The sequence below is a fragment of the uncultured Sphingomonas sp. genome (genome assembly GCF_964237335.1).
Lineage (GTDB): Bacteria > Pseudomonadota > Alphaproteobacteria > Sphingomonadales > Sphingomonadaceae > Sphingomonas.
Map to the genome: position 1 here is coordinate 24,070 of NZ_CAXSHM010000007.1, position 19,332 is coordinate 43,401.

Consider the following 19,332-nt stretch of genomic DNA (forward strand, 5'->3'; position numbering starts at 1 on the left):
GGCCGACGATCAGGGCGCCGGATGACCCGCGACACGGCTCGCGTGCCGGTCCTCGTCAACGTTGCGGGCGGCACCGCTCGCCGGCTCGGCGGCCGTCTGCGCCACGATGTGGAGGCCGCGTTCGAGGAGGCCGGGGTCCCGATCGCGCTCGAACTGCTGGCCGGTGCTGCGATCGCCGGCCGGGCGGCGGCGCTCGTCGGTGCGCCGGTGGTCGTCGTCGGCGGCCACGACGGGACGCTGGGCGGCGCGGCCGGCGCGCTGGCGGGAACGCCGACCGCGCTCGGCATCCTGGCGCTCGGCACGCGCAACCACCTTGCGCTCGAACTCGGCGTGCCCCGGGACCTGCTCGCGGCGGCGCGGCTGATCGGGGAGCGACCCGCGCGCACCATCGACCTCGGTCGCGTGAACGGGCGGGCGTTCGTCAACAACGCCTCCATCGGCCTCTACCCGGCGCTGGTGCGCGGACGGGACGGGATCGCCGCGCCCAAGTGGCTCGCCGCGCTGCCGGCCGCGCTGGGCGCGCTTCGGCGGATGCGCCACCATCGGCTGCGGCTGGTGCTGCCCGGCGACAGCCGTCCGATCGTGACGCCGCTGCTGTTCGTCGGCAACAACCGCTATTCGCTCGATCCGGGCTCTGTCGGGCGACGGTCCGCGCTCGATGACGGCAGGCTGTCGATCTATGCGGTCGCCTCCCGCCGCCGGCTCGCGCTCGCCGGGTTCGCCATGCGCGCGGTGCTGGGGCGTGCCGATCGGGAGCGGGATTTTGCCGCGATAGGCGATCACGCGGCGTTCGCGGCCGAGGGCCGCTCGCGGCATATCGATGTTGCGCTGGATGGCGAGGTCGTGCGGCTCGCCATGCCGCTACGCTTCGAGAGCCGGGCGCGCGCGTTGACGGTGGTCGCGCCTACCAGCCGCAGCCTTGAGCGGGGCGGGCCGTTCCACTAGGCCGCTGGCATGATCTCGACCAACGACATCCGCCGCGGCTTCCTCGATTATTTCGGCGGCGAGGGTCATCGCATCGTGCCGTCCGCGCCGCTGGTGCCGCAGAACGACCCGACGCTGATGTTCGTGAACGCGGGCATGGTGCCGTTCAAGAACGTGTTCACGGGGCTGGAGTCCCGGCCGTACAGCACCGCGACCTCGTCGCAGAAATGCGTGCGCGCGGGCGGCAAGCACAACGACCTCGACAACGTCGGCTACACCGCGCGCCACCATACGTTCTTCGAGATGCTCGGTAATTTCTCGTTCGGCGATTACTTCAAGGAACGCGCGATCACGCTCGCGTGGAACCTGTTGACGAAGGAGTGGGGCATCCCGGCGGAGCGGCTGACCGCCACCGTCTACCACACCGACGACGAGGCGTACGGCCTCTGGACGAAGCTGCTGCCGCAGAGCCGCATCATCCGCATCCCGACCAAGGACAATTTCTGGGCGATGGGCGACAGCGGGCCGTGCGGACCGTGCTCGGAGATCTTCTACGATCACGGCGACCATATCGCTGGCGGCCCGCCCGGATCGCCGGACGAGGACGGGGATCGGTTCGTCGAGATCTGGAACCTCGTCTTCATGCAGTATGAGCAGGAAGCGAACGAGATCACCGGCAACCTGCCGCGCCCGTCGATCGACACCGGCATGGGGCTGGAGCGTGTCGCGGCGGTGCTGCAGGGCGTCCACGACAATTATGACACTGATACGTTCCGTGCGCTGATCGCCGCGTCGGAGGCGCTGACGCACACCAGGGCGGAGGGCGCGAACCTAGCAAGCCACCGCGTGATCGCCGATCACCTGCGCGCGTCGGGCTTCCTGGTCGCCGATGGCGTGCTGCCGGCCAACGAGGGGCGCGGCTACGTCCTGCGCCGGATCATGCGCCGCGCGATGCGGCACGCGCATCTGCTCGGCGCCATCGAGCCGTTGATGGACCGGCTGGTGCCGGCGCTGATCGCCGAAATGGGTGGTGCCTATCCCGAACTGCTCCGCGCGCAGCCGCTGATCGAGGCGACGCTGCACCAGGAGGAGACGCGCTTCCGCCAGACGCTCGACCGCGGCCTGAAGCTGCTGGACGAGGCGACGGCGGGGCTGGCGCCGGGCGGCACGCTTGCGGGCGAGACAGCGTTCCGGCTCTACGACACGTTCGGCTTTCCGTATGATCTGACCGAGGACGCGTTGGGGGCGCAGGGGCTGGCGGTCGATCGCGCCGGCTTCGACACCGCGATGGCGGAGCAGAAGCGCGCCGCGCGGGCGGCGTGGAAGGGATCGGGCGCGAGTGCATCCGCGGACCTGTGGTTCGACATCGCCGAGGCGCATGGCTCGACCGAGTTCACCGGCTATGCCGCCGACACCGGCGAGGCCGAGGTGGTCGCGCTGGTGCGCGACGGCGCGCGCGTCGATCACGCGACCGTCGGCGACACGGTGTCGGTGGTCGTCAACCAGACGCCCTTCTACGGCGAAAGCGGCGGGCAGGTCGGCGATGCGGGCACGATCGCCAGCGATGCCGGGCTGCGCGCGCGGGTGTCGGAGACCAGCAAGCAGCTCGGCCGCATCTGGGTCCACCACACGCTGGTGGAGGCGGGGACGATCCGGGTCGGCGACGCGGTGAGGCTGGCGATCGACACCGGCCGGCGCGCCGCGATCCGGGCCAATCACTCCGCGACGCACCTGCTGCATGAGGCGCTGCGCCAGCGGCTCGGCACGCATGTAGCGCAGAAGGGCTCGCTCGTCGCACCCGACAGGCTCCGCTTCGACTTCTCGCAACCCGTCGCGATGACGCCGGCCGACATCGCCGAGGTCGAGGCCCGCGTGAACGGGCAGGTGCGCGGCAACGGCGCGGTCGTCACCCGGCTGATGACCCCGGACGAGGCGATTGCGGAAGGCGCGATGGCGTTGTTCGGCGAGAAATATGGCGACGAGGTTCGGGTCGTCTCGATGGGCGAGGATGCGGACGGGACCTACTCGCTGGAGCTGTGCGGCGGCACGCATGTCGGCGCGCTGGGCGAAATCGGACTGTTCAAGGTGATCGGCGAGGGCGCGGTCGCCTCGGGCGTCCGCCGCGTCGAGGCGCTGACGGGCGAGGCGGCGCGGGCGTGGTTCTCGCGCCGCGACGAGGTGCTGCGCGAGGCGGCCGCCGCGCTGCGCTCGACGCCGGACGAGGTGCCCGCGCGGGTGGCGGCGCTGATCGAGGACCGGCGCAGGCTGGAGCGCGAACTGGCCGACGCGAAGAAGGCGCTGGCGACCGGTGGCGGGTCGAACGGTCCGGCCGGTCCGGAGCGGATCGGCGAGATCGCCTTCGTCGGCCAGGTGCTCGACGGCTTCGACGCCAAGGGCCTGCGTGGGGCAGTGGACGACGCGAAGGGGCGGATCGGCAGTGGGATCGCCGCCATCATCGCCATCAACGACGGCCGCGCGTCGGTGGCGGTCGGCGTCACCGCGGACCTGGTCGGGCAGTGGGACGCGGTCGACCTGCTGCGTCGCGCGGTGGCGGTGCTTGGGGGCCAGGGTGGCGGCGGTCGGCCGGACATGGCGCAAGGCGGGGGGCCGGACGGACGTAAGGCGGCGGAGGCCCTGGACGCGGTCCGCGCCGGACTGACGGAACGGAAAGCGACGGCCTGACTCTTGGGCCAGACCGTCGCGACAGTGGCTATTTCGCCGATGCGCCCAGAGACTGGGCCACCGCCGCGTTGAACTGATCCGGGGTCATCGACACGATCAGTCCGCTCGGCCGCGCGGCGAAGGCGCCGGCGGGGAAGCGTACGTCGCCTTTGGGCGTCGTCAGCGTCACGAACTGCGCATCGGCGGTCTTGATCGTGCCGACCGCGGTCGTCTCGTCACTGGCGTGGACGCTCGTTCCAGCGACGAGCAGCGCCTTGAGCTGTGCCGCATTCTGCGCGGCGGCCGCTTCGAGCTGCACCTTGGTCACGGTCGTGATCAGACCACCGCTCGGCCCGGGACCGACGGCGGCGAGCGGCACACCGGCCTTGATGGTGCCGGTGTCGATCACGACGATGTTGCCGTTGATCTGGGTGATGGTGCCAACCGGCATGCCCGCCTGGTCCGACACCGCCGCCTCGACGGTCGGCGTGGCCGCAGCGGTTCCGGCGGCGGGCGCGGCGGGCTGCGTCTGCGGCGGCGTGGTCTGTGCGCCAGCGAGCAGGGCTGCGGCGATGAGCGGGATGGTCACCATGTCATTCGTCTCCCGAGTGGTTGGTCACCCGGAACGAACGACAAAGGTTTCCGCCCGGTTCCCGCGCCGCGGCCCCGCTCGTCGCGGCTCAGGCCCAGCTCGCCATGGCGGTCTCGAGGTTCAGCCGCACCGCCTCGAAGAACTGCTCCGTCGTCATCCAGCGCTGATCGGGGCCGATCAGGATGGCGAGGTCCTTGGTCATGTCGCCCTTCTCCACCGTCTCGACGCAGACGCGCTCCAGCGTCTCGGCGAAGCGGGTGACGTCGGGCGTGTCGTCGAACTTGCCGCGGTACTTGAGCCCGCCGGTCCAGGCGAAGATCGACGCGATCGGGTTGGTCGACGTCGCCTTGCCCGCCTCGTGCTGGCGGAAGTGGCGGGTGACGGTGCCGTGCGCCGCCTCCGCCTCCACCGTCTTGCCGTCGGGGCTGAGCAGCACCGACGTCATCAGGCCGAGCGAGCCGAAGCCCTGCGCCACCTGGTCGGACTGTACGTCGCCGTCGTAGTTCTTGCACGCCCACACGAACTCGCCGTTCCACTTGAGCGCGGAGGCGACCATGTCGTCGATCAGGCGATGCTCGTAGACGATGCCCGCCGCCTTGAACTTGTCGGCGAACTCGGCCTCGAACACCTCGGCGAACAGGTCCTTGAAGCGGCCATCATAGGCTTTCAGGATCGTGTTCTTGGTCGACAGGTACACCGGCCACTTGAGGTTCAGGCCATAGTGCATCGATGCGCGCGCGAAGTCGCGGATCGAATCGTCGAGGTTGTACATCGCGAGCGCGACGCCCGCCGCCTTGAACTGGTAGACCTCGCGATCGATGACCGTGCCATCGTCGCCCTCGAACACCAGCCGCAGCTTGCCGGGGCCAGGCACCTTATAGTCGGTCGCGCGATACTGGTCGCCGAAGGCGTGGCGGCCGACGACGATCGGGTGCGTCCAGCCGGGGATCAGCCGCGGCACGTTGCTGATGACGATCGGCTCTCGGAAGATCGTGCCACCCAGGATGTTGCGGATCGTGCCGTTGGGCGATTTCCACATCTGCTTGAGGCCGAACTCCTTCACGCGCGCCTCGTCGGGCGTGATCGTCGCGCATTTGACCGCGACGCCGTATTTCTGCGTCGCATAGGCTGAATCGATGGTGATCTGGTCGTTCGTCTCGTCGCGCTTCTCGATGCCGAGGTCGTAATAGTCGAGGTCGATATCGAGATAGGGCTTGATCAGGCGTTCGCGGATCCATTCCCAGATGATCCGCGTCATCTCGTCGCCGTCGATCTCGACGACGGGCGTCTTCACCTTGATCTTTGCCATGGACACTTCCTGATGAGGGGGATGGCCGGCGTCTAGGCGGCGGTGCGGTCGGGATCAAGGCGACAGGCATCGCGGACCTCGCCAGGGCGCAGGTCGATTGAATCCGTCCCGCCCGGTCGCTAGACCCGGTCGCTATGCCATCGTTAGAAAAGCCGCCCGTCGTCACCTCTACCGTCAAGTGGCGCTTCCCGTCCGTTCATCCCAAGGGCCGCGTGTTCGTCGCCATCGCCGTGGGGATCGCGCTGCTGTCGTTGCTGGTCTGGAACGTGTTGTTCTGGCCGCTGGTCGGGCTCGCCATCTGGGTAGCGACCTTCTTCCGCGACCCGATCCGCGTCACGCCGCAGGGCGAGGGACTGGTGATCGCGCCGGCGGATGGCCTGGTGACCATGATCCAGCGCGTGGCTGTCCCGCGCGAGCTCGACGGCCCCAACGGGATCGGGGTCGAGCATGGCGGATCGGCCGCGCTGGTCCGCGTGTCGATCTTCATGTCGGTGTTCGACGTCCACATCAACCGCACGCCGATCGCGGGCACGATCACCCAGGTCGTCTACATATCGGGCAAGTTCCTCAACGCGGACCTCGACAAGGCGAGCGAGGAGAATGAGCGCCAGCATTTCGTCGTCCAGGGCCATCCCGACGCGAACGGCCTGACGCGCCGGATCGGCTTCACCCAGATCGCCGGCCTCGTCGCGCGGCGGATCGTCGGTTTCGTGAAGCCGGGCGACATGGTGGCGAGCGGGCAGCGGATCGGGCTGATCCGGTTCGGCAGCCGCCTGGACGTGTATCTGCCGGACGATGTGACCCCCCAGGTGGTGCTGGGACAGCGGACGCTGGCGGGTGAGACCGTGATCGGACGGATCGGCGGCGCGTCCGTGACCGGGATCGCGCAGTGAATACGAAGCCCGATGCAGTCGTTGCTTCTCGACGAACGGCGGGTGATCGCCGGTGAGGATCCCCGTTCGACGTATTCCGCGCCCGCCACGGCCCGGGCTGCCGCTGCGATCCGTCGCGCCCAATGCGGTGACCGCACTGGCGCTGTGTTTCGGGCTCAGCGGCGTCCGGTTCGGCATCGCCGCGCGGTGGGAGCTGGCCGTCACGATGGTGCTGGTGGCCGGCGTGCTCGACGGGATCGACGGGCGGATCGCGCGGATGCTGCATGGCGAGAGCCGGTTTGGTGCGGAGCTCGATTCGCTGTCGGACGCGATCTCGTTCGGGGTCGCGCCGGCGCTGATCCTGTATCTATGGTCGCTCGTGACCATGCCGGGGCTCGGGTGGATGTGCTCGCTGATGCTGGCGGTCTTCTGCGCGCTGCGGCTCGCGCGGTTCAACGCCAACATCGACACGTCGGAACAACCGCACAAGTCCGCCGGCTTCCTAACCGGCGTTCCCGCGCCCACGGCCGCCGGACTTGCCATGTTGCCGATGTTCCTGTGGAATGCGACGGGCGAACCGCTGCTGCGATCGCCTTATCTGGTCGCGCCCTGGGTGGCGCTGGTCGCACTCCTGATGGTGTCGAGCGTCCCCACCTACTCCTGGGGGTCGATGCGCCTGCGCAGGACGATCCGGTTCGAGGCACTGGCTGCCGTCGTCATCCTGGGTGCCGCACTCGTGTCAGCACCATGGATGACGTTGAGCGTAATCTCATTCGTGTACATAGCGACGATGCCGTTCAGCACCGTCGGCTACGCGCGGGTCAGGCGACTTCGCGCCATGCAAGCGGCAACCGCACTGGGGAAGACCAGCGGCGTACGGCGATCCGACGTTCTGCCTGGACAAGCTGGCTGAGCGGAGCGTACGACACTTCCGGAATGCCAACGGCGAGACGCGCGATCCTCTGCCATTGCGGCGCGACCGACGACCATATCGTCGACCCTGCCAATCCTGCCGCCCCCGAAAACACCACCGTACCGACAAGCTGCGTAATCATGTCCGCCTCCTTAGGCTGTGACGTCGACTTCAATGGTGGCGAACCACCATATTCTTCGACGGTTCCCTGTCCTTGATCCATATTTCGACCTGATTGCTTCAGGTTACCGGTATTTTGCACGATCCCTGCGAATCGCCATTCGGTATGATCATCATATGTTCCCATTCCGTTCCGATCGTCAATACTTGTTTTCGGATGGGACAAAGGCTAGACGCCCCGCTCTCAAACCCGCACGGGAGGCATCATAGCCCGGTGCTCTGGACTCAGGGTCTCAGCAGAACAGTAGTTTGCTGGGTTCCTGATCCGGGGTCATCCGCTTCCCAGAGGCACAACCGGAAGGATTTATCCCTATGGCGGCACCTGTCGTCAGCATGCAGCAGCTGATCGAAACCGGCGCGCACTTCGGACACCAGACGCACCGCTGGAACCCGAAGATGAAGCCCTACATCTTTGGGGACCGCAACGGCGTCCATATCCTCGACTTGTCGCAGACCGTCCCGCTGTTCGCGCGCGCACTCGAATTCGTGTCGTCGGCGGTGGCCGGCGGCGGCAAGGTCCTGTTCGTGGGCACCAAGCGCCAAGCGCAGGAGCCGATCGCCGATTCGGCACGCAAGTCCGGGCAGCATTTTGTCAACCATCGCTGGCTGGGCGGCATGCTCACCAACTGGAAGACGATCTCCAACTCGATCAAGCGCATGAAGGCGCTGGAGGAGCAGTTGTCCGGCGACACCCGCGGCCTCACCAAGAAGGAAGTGCTGCAGCTCACCCGCGAGCGCGACAAGCTGGAGTTAAGCCTGGGCGGCATCCGCGACATGGGCGGCGTGCCCGACGTCATGTTCGTGATCGACGCCAACAAGGAGGAGCTCGCGATCAAGGAGGCCAACACGCTGGGCATCCCGGTCGTGGCGATCCTCGATTCGAACGTGTCGCCGGACGGCATCGCCTTCCCGGTACCCGCGAACGATGACGCGAGCCGTGCCATCCGCCTGTATTGCGAGGCGATCGCGATCGCCGCAACGCGTGGCGGCCAGCAGCAGCAACAGCGCCGCGGCGTCGATTTCGGCGCGATGGAGCAGCCGCCCGAGGAGGCCGCGCTGGGCGTGGAGGCGCCGATCGACACGGACGTGAACGCCGAGGGCGACGTGCTCGCGGCCCAGGTCACGGAAGCGGACTTCACGGGCGCCGAGGCGGAGCCGCAGCCGGCGGCGTAAGCCCCAATCAGCTTCGACTCCTATCCCCGTTCGTGCTGAGCTTGTCGAAGCACTGTCTTTTCTTCGTCACCGAAGAAGGGCAGCCCTTCGACAGGCTCAGGGCGGACGGTTTTGTTTGACGGGCTCGATCTCCCCCCCAGCGGGATCAAGAAGAGGATACGGAACATGGCCGACATCACGGCTTCGATGGTCAAGGACCTGCGCGAGAAGAGCGGCGCGGGCATGATGGACTGCAAGAAGGCGCTGGGCGAGACGGGCGGCGACATGGACGCGGCGATGGACTGGCTGCGCACCAAGGGCCTCGCCGCCGCCGCCAAGAAGTCGAGCCGCACCGCCGCCGAGGGGCTGGTCGGCGTCGCCGTCGCCGGCACGAAGGGAGCGGCCGTCGAGGTGAACTCGGAAACCGATTTCGTGGCGAAGAACGAGCAGTTCCAGGCCTTTGTCCGTGAAGTGACGCAGATTGCGCTCGCCACCGGCGACGATGCCGAGGCGCTGAAGGCCGAGGCGATGGCGTCCGGCACGACCGTCACCGACGTGCTGACGAACAACATCGCGACGATCGGCGAGAACCAGTCGCTGCGCCGTGCCCGCCGGCTCGAGGTGAGCCAGGGTGCGGTTGTGGGCTATGTTCACAACAAACAGGCCGACGGTTTGGGCAAGATCGGCGTTCTCGTCGCGCTGGAGTCCGACGCGGGCGCCGACGTGCTGGAGCCGTTGGGCAAGCAGCTCGCGATGCACATCGCCGCGGCCTTTCCGCAGGCGCTGCACGGCGATCACCTCGACTCCGCCGTGGTCGAGCGCGAGCGCGGCATTGCGCGCGAGAAGGCGGCGGAGAGCGGCAAGCCGGCCAACATCATCGAGAAGATGGTCGAAGGCGCGGTCGCCAAGTTCAAGAAGGAGGCCGCGCTCCTGTCGCAGCTGTTCGTCATGGACAACAAGACGCCCGTCGAGGACGTCGTCGCCAAGGCCGCGAAGGAGTCCGGCAAGACGATCGTCCTGAAGGATTATGTCCGCTTCCAGCTCGGTGAGGGGATCGAGAAGGAACAGTCGGACTTCGCCGCCGAAGTCGCGGCCGCGTCGGGCGTGCCGCAGAAGACGGACCCGCAGCCCGAGCCCACCGCCTGAACCGGGGGGCGGGGATGTGCCCCGCCCCGTCGCGACGTCGGACGGCAAGCCATTGCTCCTCGCGCGCTCCGCGAGTACCCGCTTCGCCATGGCATCCCGGCGTTTTACCCGCATCCTCCTGAAGCTCTCTGGCGAGGTCCTGATGGGCGAGGGAGGCTTGGCGATCGACCCGGCCGTGACGGCGCGGGTGGCGGGCGAGATCAAGGATGCCCGCGACGCGGGGCACGAACTGTGCGTCGTGGTGGGCGGCGGCAACATCTTCCGCGGGCTGTCCGCCGCCGCCAAGGGCATCGAGCGCGCGACGGCCGATTACATGGGCATGCTCGCGACGGTGATGAACGCGCTCGCTGTGCAGAATGCGCTGGAGCAGATCGGCGTCGAGACACGCGTACAGTCGGCGATCCCGATGGCGTCGGTCTGCGAGCCGTTCATCCGCCGTCGCGCCGAGCGGCATCTCGCCAAGGGACGCGTCGTGATCTTCGCCGCGGGCGTCGGCTCCCCCTATTTCACCACCGACAGCGGCGCGGCGCTGCGCGCGGCCGAGATGAAGTGCGACGCGCTATTCAAGGGCACCAGCGTCGACGGCGTGTACGACGCCGATCCCAAGAAGGTGCCGGGCGCGCGCCGCTATGAGACCGTCAGTTATTCCAAGGTGCTGTCCGACGACCTGAAGGTCATGGACGCGAGCGCCATCGCGCTGTGCCGTGACAATCATATCCCGATCGTCGTCTTCAACATCCGCGACCATGGCAACCTCGCCGCGGTCCTGGCGGGCGAGGGCGTGTCGACGATCGTGCAGACCATCGAGAAGGAACCGATCCATGCCGGCCTATGACAAGAGCGACCTCGAACGCCGCATGGCCGGCGCGGTCGAGTCGTTGAAGCATGATCTGGGCGGGCTTCGCACCGGCCGTGCGTCGACGGCGTTGCTCGATCCGGTGCAGGTGACGGTGTACGGCGCGTCCATGCCGCTCAACCAGGTCGCGACCGTGTCGGTGCCCGAGCCGCGGATGCTGTCGGTGCAGGTGTGGGACAAGACCAACGTCGGCCCGGTCGAAAAGGCGATCCGCTCCGCCGGGCTCGGGCTCAACCCGATCAGCGACGGCACCACGCTGCGTCTGCCGATCCCCGACCTGACGGAGGAGCGCCGCAAGGAACTCGCCAAGCTCGCGGGGCAATATGCCGAAAAGGCGCGGATCGCGGTGCGCAACGTGCGCCGCGACGGGATGGACAACCTCAAGACCGACGAGAAGAAGAGCGTGCTGAGCGAGGACGAGCGCAAGCGTCACGAGACCGAGGTGCAGAAGCTGACCGATGCGACGGTCGCCGAACTGGACGCGGCGGCGGGTGCGAAGGAAAAGGAAATCCTCGGCAAGTGATCTTCTCTTCCGTTCACCCTGAGCGTGTCGAAAGGCTATCGTTCCGTTCTGCGGGAAGAAGGGCAGTGCTTCGACAGGCTCAGCATGGGCGGAACGGAAGGTGTCGCCGATGAGCGAGGCCCAATTGCTGGCGACAGGGCAGCCGGAATTGTCGCTCCCCCGCCATGTCGCCATCATCATGGACGGCAACGGCCGCTGGGCCAAGCAGCGGCATCTGCCGCGCGCTGCGGGGCATCGCGCGGGTGTGGAGGCGGTGCGGCGCGTGACGCGGGCGGCGCGGTCGCTCGGGATCGAGGCGCTGACGCTGTACGCCTTTTCCAGCGAGAACTGGCGCCGGCCGGAGGACGAGATCGGCGCGTTGATGGGCCTGCTGCGGCTGTTCATCCGCAGCGACCTCGCCGAGATGGTGCGCGACGACGTGCGGCTGCGCATCATCGGCGACTACAGCCGGTTTGCGCCCGATCTGGTCGCGCTGCTCGACGATGCACTCGCCCGTACCGCGCCGAACACCGGACCGATCCTCGCCATCGCGCTCAACTATGGCGCGCAGGACGAGCTCGTCACCGCGGCCCGCCGGTTGGCGCAGCGGGTGCGCGATGGGGCGATGGCGGTCGAGGCGATCGACGCCGAGGCGATCGAGGCCGAGCTGGAGACGCGCGAGCTGCCGCCGCTCGACCTGATGATTCGCACCTCGGGCGAGCAGCGGCTGTCCAACTTCCTGTTGTGGCAGGCGGCCTATGCCGAGCTGCTGTTCGTCGACACGCTGTGGCCCGATTACGGCGCCGACGATCTGGCGGCGGCGGTCGCGGCGTTTGGGCAGCGACAGCGCCGGTACGGCGGCCTGTGAGCTCGGCCGTTCCCCGCAACCGGTCGGACCTTGCGACGCGGATCGTGACCGGGGTGGGATTGGCGGCCCTAGCCATCCTGGCGCTGGTCGCGGGTGGGCTGTTGTTCTGGCTGCTGGCGGTCGTGGCCTCGCTGCTGATGATGGCGGAATGGGCGGACCTGCACGGCGCGACCGCTCGGCAGAAGCGGACCGCGCAGTTCGCGCTGTCCGTGCCGCTGGCGATCATGGCGCCGGCGTCGCTGATCCTGGAGACGCGCAACTTCTTCGTGCTCGGCCTGCTGGCGGGCGCGGCGTTCTTCACCGTCATCATCACGCGCCGCGAGAAGCTGGGGCGGGAGCTGGCGCTGGGCGTTCTCTATTGCGGGCTGCCGGTGCTGGCGCTGACGCTGATCCGCCGCCAGCATGCGCCCGGCACCGAGAGCCAGGCCTGGGGGCTCGTCTGGGCGATCTGGGCGATGGCGCTGGTGTGGATGACCGACATCGGCGCCTATGCCGCGGGCCGGCTTGTCGGCGGGCCCAAGCTGTGGCCGGCGGTCAGCCCGAAGAAGACTTGGGCGGGGCTGATCGGCGGCGTGCTCCTCGCCAGCCTCTTCGCGGGCCTGATGCACAAGGTCTATGGCCTGCCCCTGCGGCTGACCATCGCCACGCCCGCGCTCGCGGTGCTGGCGCAGGGCGGCGACCTGTACGAAAGCTGGATCAAGCGCCGCGCCGGGGTGAAGGACTCGGGGCATCTTCTGCCGGGCCACGGCGGCGTCCTCGATCGCCTCGATGGGCTCGTGCCGGTCGCGCCGGCGGCCGCACTGCTGGCGGTACTGCCGACCCTCTACCATTTCACCGCGGGCTGGCATCGTTGAAGATAATGGATTGAAGGTATCGGGATGAAGACCGTCACAATCCTCGGCGCGACGGGATCGATCGGCACGTCAACGCTCGACCTGATCGAACGCTCGCCGGAAGCGTTCCGCGTCGTCGCGCTCACCGCCAACGCCGATGTCGCCAAGCTCGCCGCGGCGGCAAAGCGTACCGGTGCGCGCCGCGCCGTCGTCGCCGACGAGACGTGCCTCCCGGCGCTGTGTGAGTTGCTGGCCGGCTCGGGGATCGAGGCGGCGGCCGGTGCCGAGGCGGTATGCGAGGCGGCGGCGATGGGCGCCGACGTGACGGTCGCCGCGATCGTCGGCTGCGCGGGGCTGAAGCCCGCGATGCGCGCGGTGGAGGCGGGCGGCACGCTCGCGCTCGCCAACAAGGAGGCGCTGGTCTCCGCCGGCGACGTCATGAAGCGCGCGATCGCGGCGCATGGCGCGACACTGCTGCCGGTCGACAGCGAGCATAGCGCGATCTTCCAATGCCTCGACCGCACCGCGCCCGCCGGCGTCGCGCGCATCGTGCTGACCGCCAGCGGCGGCCCGTTCCGCGACCGCAGCACCGACGAGATGCGCGCCATCACGCCCGCGCAGGCGATCGCGCACCCCAACTGGTCGATGGGCGCGAAGATCAGCGTCGACAGCGCCACGATGATGAACAAGGGACTGGAGCTGATCGAGGCGTTCCACCTGTTCCCGGTCCCGGCCGAGCGGATCGACGTGCTCGTCCACCGTCAGTCGGTGATCCACTCGATGGTGGAATATGTCGACGGGTCGGTGCTGGCGCAGCTCGGTACGCCCGACATGCGCACGCCGATCGCGGTGGCGCTCGCCTGGCCGCAGCGGATGGCGACGCCGGGCGAGCGGCTGGACCTCGTCGCCGTCGGACGGCTGGACTTCGAGGCGCCCGATCCCGTGCGCTTCCCCGCGCTGACGCTGGCGCGGGAGGCGCTGATGGCGGGCGGCGCGCGGCCGGCGATCCTGAACGCCGCGAACGAGGTGGCGGTGGCGGCGTTCCTGGCGGGCCGGATGGGCTTCCTCGAAATCGCCGCAATCGTGGCCGATACGCTGGAACGTTACGATCCGGCCGCGCCGGAAACGCTCGATGCGGTGCTTGCGGTCGATGCCGAGGCGCGGGCGCTGACCGCGGAGCGGATCGGGGCAGTAAAGGCTGGAGCGGGACGCGTGATGACGCAGGTCGTAGGTGTGACTTGATCGAGACTCCCGGCATCCTGTTGACGATCGTCGCCTTTGCGCTGGTGATCGGGCCGCTCGTGTTCGTCCACGAAATGGGCCATTATCTCGTCGGCCGCTGGTTCGGGATCGGCGCGGACGTCTTCTCCATCGGGTTCGGGCGCGAGATCGTCGGCTGGACCGACAAGCGTGGCACACGGTGGAAGCTGTCGGTGCTGCCGCTGGGCGGATACGTCAAGTTTGCGGGCGACATGAACCCGTCGTCGCAACCCTCGGCCGAGTGGCTCGCGTTGCCCGCCGCCGAGCGGCAGCGCACATTTCAGGCGAAAGCGGTATGGCAGCGCGCGCTGGTCGTGCTGGCCGGGCCGGCGGTGAACTTCCTGGTCGCGATCCTCATCATCAGCGCGGCCGTCGTCGCCTATGGCGACGAGCGGACGCCGCCCGTGGTCGCCGGCGTCGGCCACCGGACCGCGGCGGCGAGCGCCGGGCTTCGGGCCGGCGACCGGATCGTCGCGATCGGCGGTCGCTCGATGGCGACGTTCGACGACCTGTTCCACTATGTGGTGATCCACCCGCGCGAGACGGTCAGGATCGACCTCGTCCGCGACGGCGCGCCGCGATCGGTGGACGCCACGCTGGGCGTGCTGGCGGAGGTCGACCGCTTCGGCAACCATTACGAGCGCGGCCTGCTGGGCATCGCGCCGCCGCCGGCGGTGCACGTTCGGGTCGGCGTGTTGCAGGCACCGGTCGTCGCGGTCGGCCGGACGTGGGATTATGTGCGGATGACGGTCGATACGCTCGGCCAGCTCGTCACCGGGCGCCGATCGATCAAGGACATGAGCGGACCCGTGGGCATGGCGCGCGCGGCTGGCGAGCAGATCACGCTCGGCTGGGCGGCGTTCGTGTCACTGATCGTGCTCATCTCGATCAACCTGGGGTTCATCAACCTGCTGCCAGTGCCGATGCTCGATGGTGGCCACCTGTTCTTCTACGCGATCGAAGCGATCCGGCGACGGCCCGTCACCCCGGCGGTACAGGAGTGGGCGTTCCGCACCGGGCTCGCCGCGTTGCTGGCGCTGATGCTGGTGGTGACCGCCAATGACATCGGCAAGACGGCGCTTTGGCAGGGTGTTGGTAAAAGCCTGGCCGGGTTGATCGGGTGAGCGGGTTCGGGCAGGGCGACAGCGCGGGGCGTTGCGGTTTGATCGCGTTTTGGGTCGGGGTGTTTGAGTGACAGTGAAGGTTTCAACTCTTGGCGCGCGTGCCACCGCTGCGCTGCTGACAGGCACGATCCTGTCCGGCCTGCCCGTCGCCGGCCAGGCTCAGGTGCGGTCCGGTCCTACCGCGGCCGGACCCGCCACCGATGGCCGCCCTGCATCTCAACTGTCGGCCAACGCTCCGGTTCCCGCGACCCCGCCTGCTCCTGCTCCCGCAGCGCCCGCTGTCGTCCGCACAGTGAAGACGCTGCGGGTTGAGGGCTCGCAGCGGATCGAGCCCGAGACGGTGCTGTCCTACACCAAGCTGCGCATCGGCCAGACGTACACCAACGAAACGCTCGATCAGGCGATCAAGGACCTGCAGGCGAGCGACCTGTTTGCCGACGTGCAAATCGCGGGCGCGGTGACGGGCGACATCGTGCTGCGCGTGCGCGAGAACCCGATCGTCAACCGCGTGATCTTCGAAGGCAACAAGAACCTCAAGGAAGACAAGATCACCAAGGAGGTGAAGCTCAAGCCGCGGCAGATCTTCACCCGCACCGCCGTCCGCCAGGACGTCGCACGCATCATCGAGCTGTACCGCCGTCAGGGCCGCTTCGCCGCGACCGTCAGCCCCAAGATGGTCAGCCTCGACCAGAACCGCGTCGACGTGGTGTTCGAGGTGACGGAGGGCGCGAAGTCCAAGGTCCGTCAGATCAACATCATCGGCAACCAGATCTTTTCCGACGACAAGCTGCGCGAGCAGATGGCGACGAAGCAGGCGCGCTTCTTCCGCCTGCTGTCGTCGAACACGACCTATGACCAGGATCGTCTGGCGTACGACCAGCAGAAGCTGCGCCAGTTCTACCTGACCAACGGCTACGCCGATTTCCGCGTGACGAGCGCGGTCGCCGAGCTGACGCCCGACAAGAAGGACTTCATCATCACGTACGTGGTGGAGGAGGGCAAACGCTATCACTTCGGCGACGTGACGGTCGACAGCGACATCCGCGATTTCGACAATACCAAGCTCGCCGCGACGCTGCCGATGAAGAAGGGCGACTGGTACAACGCCAAGCAGGTCGAGGATTCGGTCGATAGCCTGAACCAGGCGACCGGGCTGTTCGGCTATGCGTTCACCGACGTGAACCCCGAGTTCCAGCGTGACAAGGACACGCTGACGATGGGGATCAACTTCCACATCGCGCAGGCGCAGCGCACCTACGTCGAGCGGGTGGAGATCACGGGCAACACGCAGACGCAGGACAAGGTAGTGCGCCGCGAGATCCGCCTGGCGGAAGGGGACGCGTTCAACAGCTTCCAGGTCAAGCGCTCGCAGGACCGGATCAACTCGCTCGGCTATTTCCAGGACAAGTTCGAGATCAAGCAGACGGCGGGCTCGACGCCCGACCGCGTGGTGCTGAGCGCGCCGGTCGAGGAGAAGTCGACGGGCGAGCTGCAGCTGTCGGTCGGCTATTCGAGCCTCGAACAGTTCATCATCCAGGCCAACATCACGCAGCGCAACTTCCGCGGCAAGGGCGAGGAGCTGCGCGCCGGCGTCAATTACTCCTATTATTCTAAGTCGGTCGAGCTCGGCTTTACCGAGCCTTATTTGTTCGACAAGAACATCGCACTCGGCGTCGACCTGTTCCGGCGCGATTACAACTCGTTCAACACTGTCGGCGATACACGCCAAACGACCTATCAGCAGAACTCGACCGGCTTCCAGATCCGTGCCGGCGTGCCGCTGACTGAATATTGGTCGCTGTCGGGCCGCTATGGCTTGTCGTACGACCAGGTGACGCTCGACAAGGCGACCTATTATACTGACAACAACGCCGATGGCATTCGTGGCAATGGTCCCAACGACACGTGCGATCCGCTGGTGGCGGGCCGCTACTTGTGCGACTCGCTCGGCAATCGGCTGACCTCGTCGGTCGGCTACTCGCTGATCTACGACAGCCTCAACAGCCGCTTGCGGCCGACGGCCGGCACCAGCGCCTCGTTCAGCCAGGACTTTGCCGGCCTCGGCGGCGACGTGAAGTACATCCGCACGGTCGCCAAAGCGTCGAAGTTCAAGAACATCGGGTCGGGCTTCATCCTCTCCGCCGCCATGGAGGGGGGGTATATCCAGTCGCTCGAAGGCGATCGTGGGGTGGGCAACGACCGGGTGCGCATCACCGATCGCTTCTTCCTCGGCGAGCCGCAGTTCCGCGGCTTCGACATCCGCGGCGTGGGCCCGCGTGTGAAGCGGTACACGTACAACACGACCGATGCCGTCACCAACGCCGATGGCAGCATCACTCCCGCCACCCAGACGCTCATCACCGACAAGAACTCGGTGACCGACGATGCGCTGGGTGGCCGTGCCTATTACCTCGGCAAGATCGAGCTGGAGCTTCCGCTGGGCGCGGGTGCGCGTGAGCTTGGACTGCGGCCCAGCGTCTACGCCCAGTTCGGCAGCCTGTTCGGGCTGACCGCGCCGCAGACGACCGGACCTTGCGCGACAGGGCAGACGACAACCTGCTTCCAGACCGATGCGAACGGCATCGTCCAGCCGATCATCACGCCGATCAAGGACAGCAACGGCAATCAGGTGTACATCGTACCGACGACGGACGCGTCCGGCAATGCCATCGCCAATGGCGGCACGACGACGATCTGCCCGACCGGCTATCCCGATGCGACGGGCACCTGCGTGGGAACCGTCACCAACACGGCTTCGGCGAACACGACGGCGCCGTTCAAGGAAGTCTATTATGGCAGCACCGCGATCCCGCGCATCTCCATCGGCATCGGCGTCAACTGGAACTCGCCGTTCGGGCCGCTCCGCATCGATCTCGCCAAGGTGGTTCACGCTCAACCGGGCGACGACAAGAAACTCATCACCTTCAACGTAGGAACCCAATTCTGATGACCAAGACCAAGCTCCTCCTCGCCGCCGCCGCCGCGCTCGCGCTGCCCGGCACGATCGCCGCCACCGGAGCCGTCGCGCAGGTTTCCGGCGTCGCTGTCGCCGATCCGGACGGCGCGATTGCCGGCACCAAGGCGTGGACCGCCGCGCGCGCGCAGATCCAGACGACGTACAAGGCGCAGATCGATCAGGCGAATGCCCGCCGCACCGCGCTCAGCGCCGAAATCCAGCCGCTCGTCACCCAGTTCCAGACCGCGCAGCGTGCGCCCGGCGCGACCGATGCCAGCCTCCAGCCGCAGGCGCAGGCGATCCAGGCGCGCGAGAATGCGGCTAATCAGGAACTCGGCACGATCACCGCGCCCGTGACCCGCGCGCAGCAATATGCGATCGAGCAGCTTCGCGCCAAGCTGCCAGACGCGGTGCAGAACGCGTCGCGCGCGCGCAACGTCAGCCTGCTGCTCTCGCCGCAGGCGGCGATCTTCGCGCAGCCCGCCGCCGACATCACCTCGTCGGTGACCGCCGAGCTCGACAAGCTGATCCCGTCGGTCAGCATCACGCCGCCGGCCGGATGGCAGCCGGGCCAGCAGGGTGGCGGCCAGTCCGCTCCCGCGTCCGCCCCGTCCGCTCCCGCAACCGGTCGTCGTTCTTCGGGCCGGTGAGCCAGATCGGAGCGGCCGCCGTCACGCCGGCGGAGGGCGACGCCGTCAACCGCGGCCCGCTCGACATCGGGCGCGTGATGGCGGCGCTGCCGCACCGTTATCCGATGCTGTTGGTCGACCGCGTCGAGGAGTTGATCCTCGACCGGTCGATCGTGGCGATCAAGGCGGTGACGATCAACGAGGGCTTCTTCCAGGGGCACTTTCCGGGCCGGCCGATCATGCCGGGCGTCCTGATCGTGGAGGCGCTGGCGCAGGCAGCCGGCGTGCTCGCGGTGGAAAGCCTGGGCCTCGCCGGCTCGGGCAAGCTCGTCTATTTCATGGCGATCGACGGCGCCAAGTTCCGCAAGCCCGTCGAACCCGGGGTGCTGCTGCGGCTGGAGGTGGCGTTCGTGCAGAAGCGATCGAGCGTCTGCAAGTTCGCCGGCCGCGCGCTGGTGGACGGGCAGCTGGCGGCCGAGGCCAACTTCACCGCGATGATCGCCGATCCGCCGAAGGCATGATCGTCACCCCAGCGAACGCTGGGGTCTCCTCGTT

17 protein-coding genes are annotated in these 19,332 nt (G+C 67.9%); 15 read left to right on the forward strand and 2 right to left on the reverse strand.

Features of this window, described 5'->3' with window-relative positions; all coding sequences use genetic code 11:
- Positions 1-21 precede the first annotated feature (21 nt).
- Positions 22-945, forward strand: a complete 924-nt coding sequence (locus tag ACFE65_RS05465) for a diacylglycerol/lipid kinase family protein (protein WP_375381338.1) — start codon at positions 22-24, stop codon at positions 943-945.
- Between the two features lie 9 nt (positions 946-954).
- Positions 955-3,606, forward strand: coding sequence for an alanine--tRNA ligase (gene alaS / locus ACFE65_RS05470; RefSeq protein WP_375381339.1), 2,652 nt, complete (start codon positions 955-957; stop codon positions 3,604-3,606).
- A 28-nt stretch (positions 3,607-3,634) separates the two neighbouring features.
- On the opposite strand, the gene ACFE65_RS05475 is transcribed toward alaS, so the two are convergent.
- Both ACFE65_RS05475 and ACFE65_RS05480 read right to left on the reverse strand, forming a co-directional pair.
- Positions 3,635-4,177 (reverse strand): hypothetical protein, encoded by a 543-nt coding sequence (locus tag ACFE65_RS05475; RefSeq protein WP_375381340.1) that lies wholly within the window; start codon positions 4,175-4,177, stop codon positions 3,635-3,637.
- 88 nt (positions 4,178-4,265) lie between these two features.
- A complete protein-coding gene (locus ACFE65_RS05480) occupies positions 4,266-5,486 on the reverse strand; it encodes an NADP-dependent isocitrate dehydrogenase (RefSeq protein ID WP_375381341.1) in 1,221 nt (406 codons plus the stop codon).
- A 134-nt stretch (positions 5,487-5,620) separates the two neighbouring features.
- On the opposite strand from ACFE65_RS05480, the gene ACFE65_RS05485 reads away from it, so the two are divergent.
- The 13 genes from ACFE65_RS05485 to fabZ all read left to right on the forward strand — a co-directional run bounded on the left by ACFE65_RS05485 (position 5,621) and on the right by fabZ (position 19,298).
- A complete protein-coding gene (locus tag ACFE65_RS05485; protein ID WP_375381342.1) occupies positions 5,621-6,379 on the forward strand; it encodes a phosphatidylserine decarboxylase in 759 nt (252 codons plus the stop codon).
- 52 nt (positions 6,380-6,431) lie between these two features.
- Entirely contained in the window at positions 6,432-7,271 is an 840-nt protein-coding gene (locus ACFE65_RS05490) for a CDP-alcohol phosphatidyltransferase family protein (protein WP_375381343.1), read from the forward strand.
- A gap of 492 nt (positions 7,272-7,763) precedes the next feature.
- Positions 7,764-8,624: a 30S ribosomal protein S2 gene (gene rpsB / locus ACFE65_RS05495; RefSeq protein ID WP_375381344.1), complete on the forward strand. Its 861-nt coding sequence runs from the start codon at positions 7,764-7,766 to the stop codon at positions 8,622-8,624.
- Positions 8,625-8,789: 165 nt separating this feature from the next.
- Positions 8,790-9,749 carry a translation elongation factor Ts gene (gene tsf, locus ACFE65_RS05500; RefSeq protein WP_375381345.1) on the forward strand — a complete coding sequence of 320 codons (960 nt, stop codon included), beginning with the start codon at positions 8,790-8,792 and terminating at the stop codon, positions 9,747-9,749.
- Positions 9,750-9,837: 88 nt separating this feature from the next.
- Complete coding sequence (pyrH, locus tag ACFE65_RS05505) at positions 9,838-10,584, forward strand: UMP kinase (protein ID WP_375381346.1); 747 nt, start codon at positions 9,838-9,840, stop codon at positions 10,582-10,584.
- Complete coding sequence (frr, locus tag ACFE65_RS05510; protein WP_375381347.1) at positions 10,571-11,128, forward strand: ribosome recycling factor; 558 nt, start codon at positions 10,571-10,573, stop codon at positions 11,126-11,128. The genes pyrH and frr overlap by 14 nt, the downstream gene beginning before the upstream one ends.
- Before the next feature lie 109 nt (positions 11,129-11,237).
- On the forward strand, positions 11,238-11,975 hold the full coding sequence (locus ACFE65_RS05515; RefSeq protein WP_375381348.1) for an isoprenyl transferase: 738 nt from the start codon (positions 11,238-11,240) through the stop codon (positions 11,973-11,975).
- Positions 11,972-12,829, forward strand: a complete 858-nt coding sequence (locus tag ACFE65_RS05520) for a phosphatidate cytidylyltransferase (protein WP_375381349.1) — start codon at positions 11,972-11,974, stop codon at positions 12,827-12,829. Before ACFE65_RS05515 ends, ACFE65_RS05520 begins: the two co-directional genes overlap by 4 nt.
- Before the next feature lie 24 nt (positions 12,830-12,853).
- Complete coding sequence (locus ACFE65_RS05525) at positions 12,854-14,050, forward strand: 1-deoxy-D-xylulose-5-phosphate reductoisomerase (RefSeq protein ID WP_375381350.1); 1,197 nt, start codon at positions 12,854-12,856, stop codon at positions 14,048-14,050.
- The gene (rseP, locus tag ACFE65_RS05530; RefSeq protein ID WP_375381351.1) at positions 14,047-15,192 is read left to right on the forward strand and encodes an RIP metalloprotease RseP; all 1,146 of its coding nucleotides are present in this window, start codon (positions 14,047-14,049) and stop codon (positions 15,190-15,192) included. The genes ACFE65_RS05525 and rseP overlap by 4 nt, the downstream gene beginning before the upstream one ends.
- 73 nt (positions 15,193-15,265) lie before the next feature.
- On the forward strand, positions 15,266-18,139 hold the full coding sequence (gene bamA, locus ACFE65_RS05535) for an outer membrane protein assembly factor BamA (protein ID WP_375381352.1): 2,874 nt from the start codon (positions 15,266-15,268) through the stop codon (positions 18,137-18,139).
- Positions 18,139-18,798, forward strand: a complete 660-nt coding sequence (locus ACFE65_RS05540; protein ID WP_375381353.1) for an OmpH family outer membrane protein — start codon at positions 18,139-18,141, stop codon at positions 18,796-18,798. The genes bamA and ACFE65_RS05540 overlap by 1 nt, the downstream gene beginning before the upstream one ends.
- Positions 18,795-19,298 carry a 3-hydroxyacyl-ACP dehydratase FabZ gene (fabZ, locus tag ACFE65_RS05545; protein WP_375381354.1) on the forward strand — a complete coding sequence of 168 codons (504 nt, stop codon included), beginning with the start codon at positions 18,795-18,797 and terminating at the stop codon, positions 19,296-19,298. Before ACFE65_RS05540 ends, fabZ begins: the two co-directional genes overlap by 4 nt.
- Positions 19,299-19,332 lie beyond the last annotated feature (34 nt).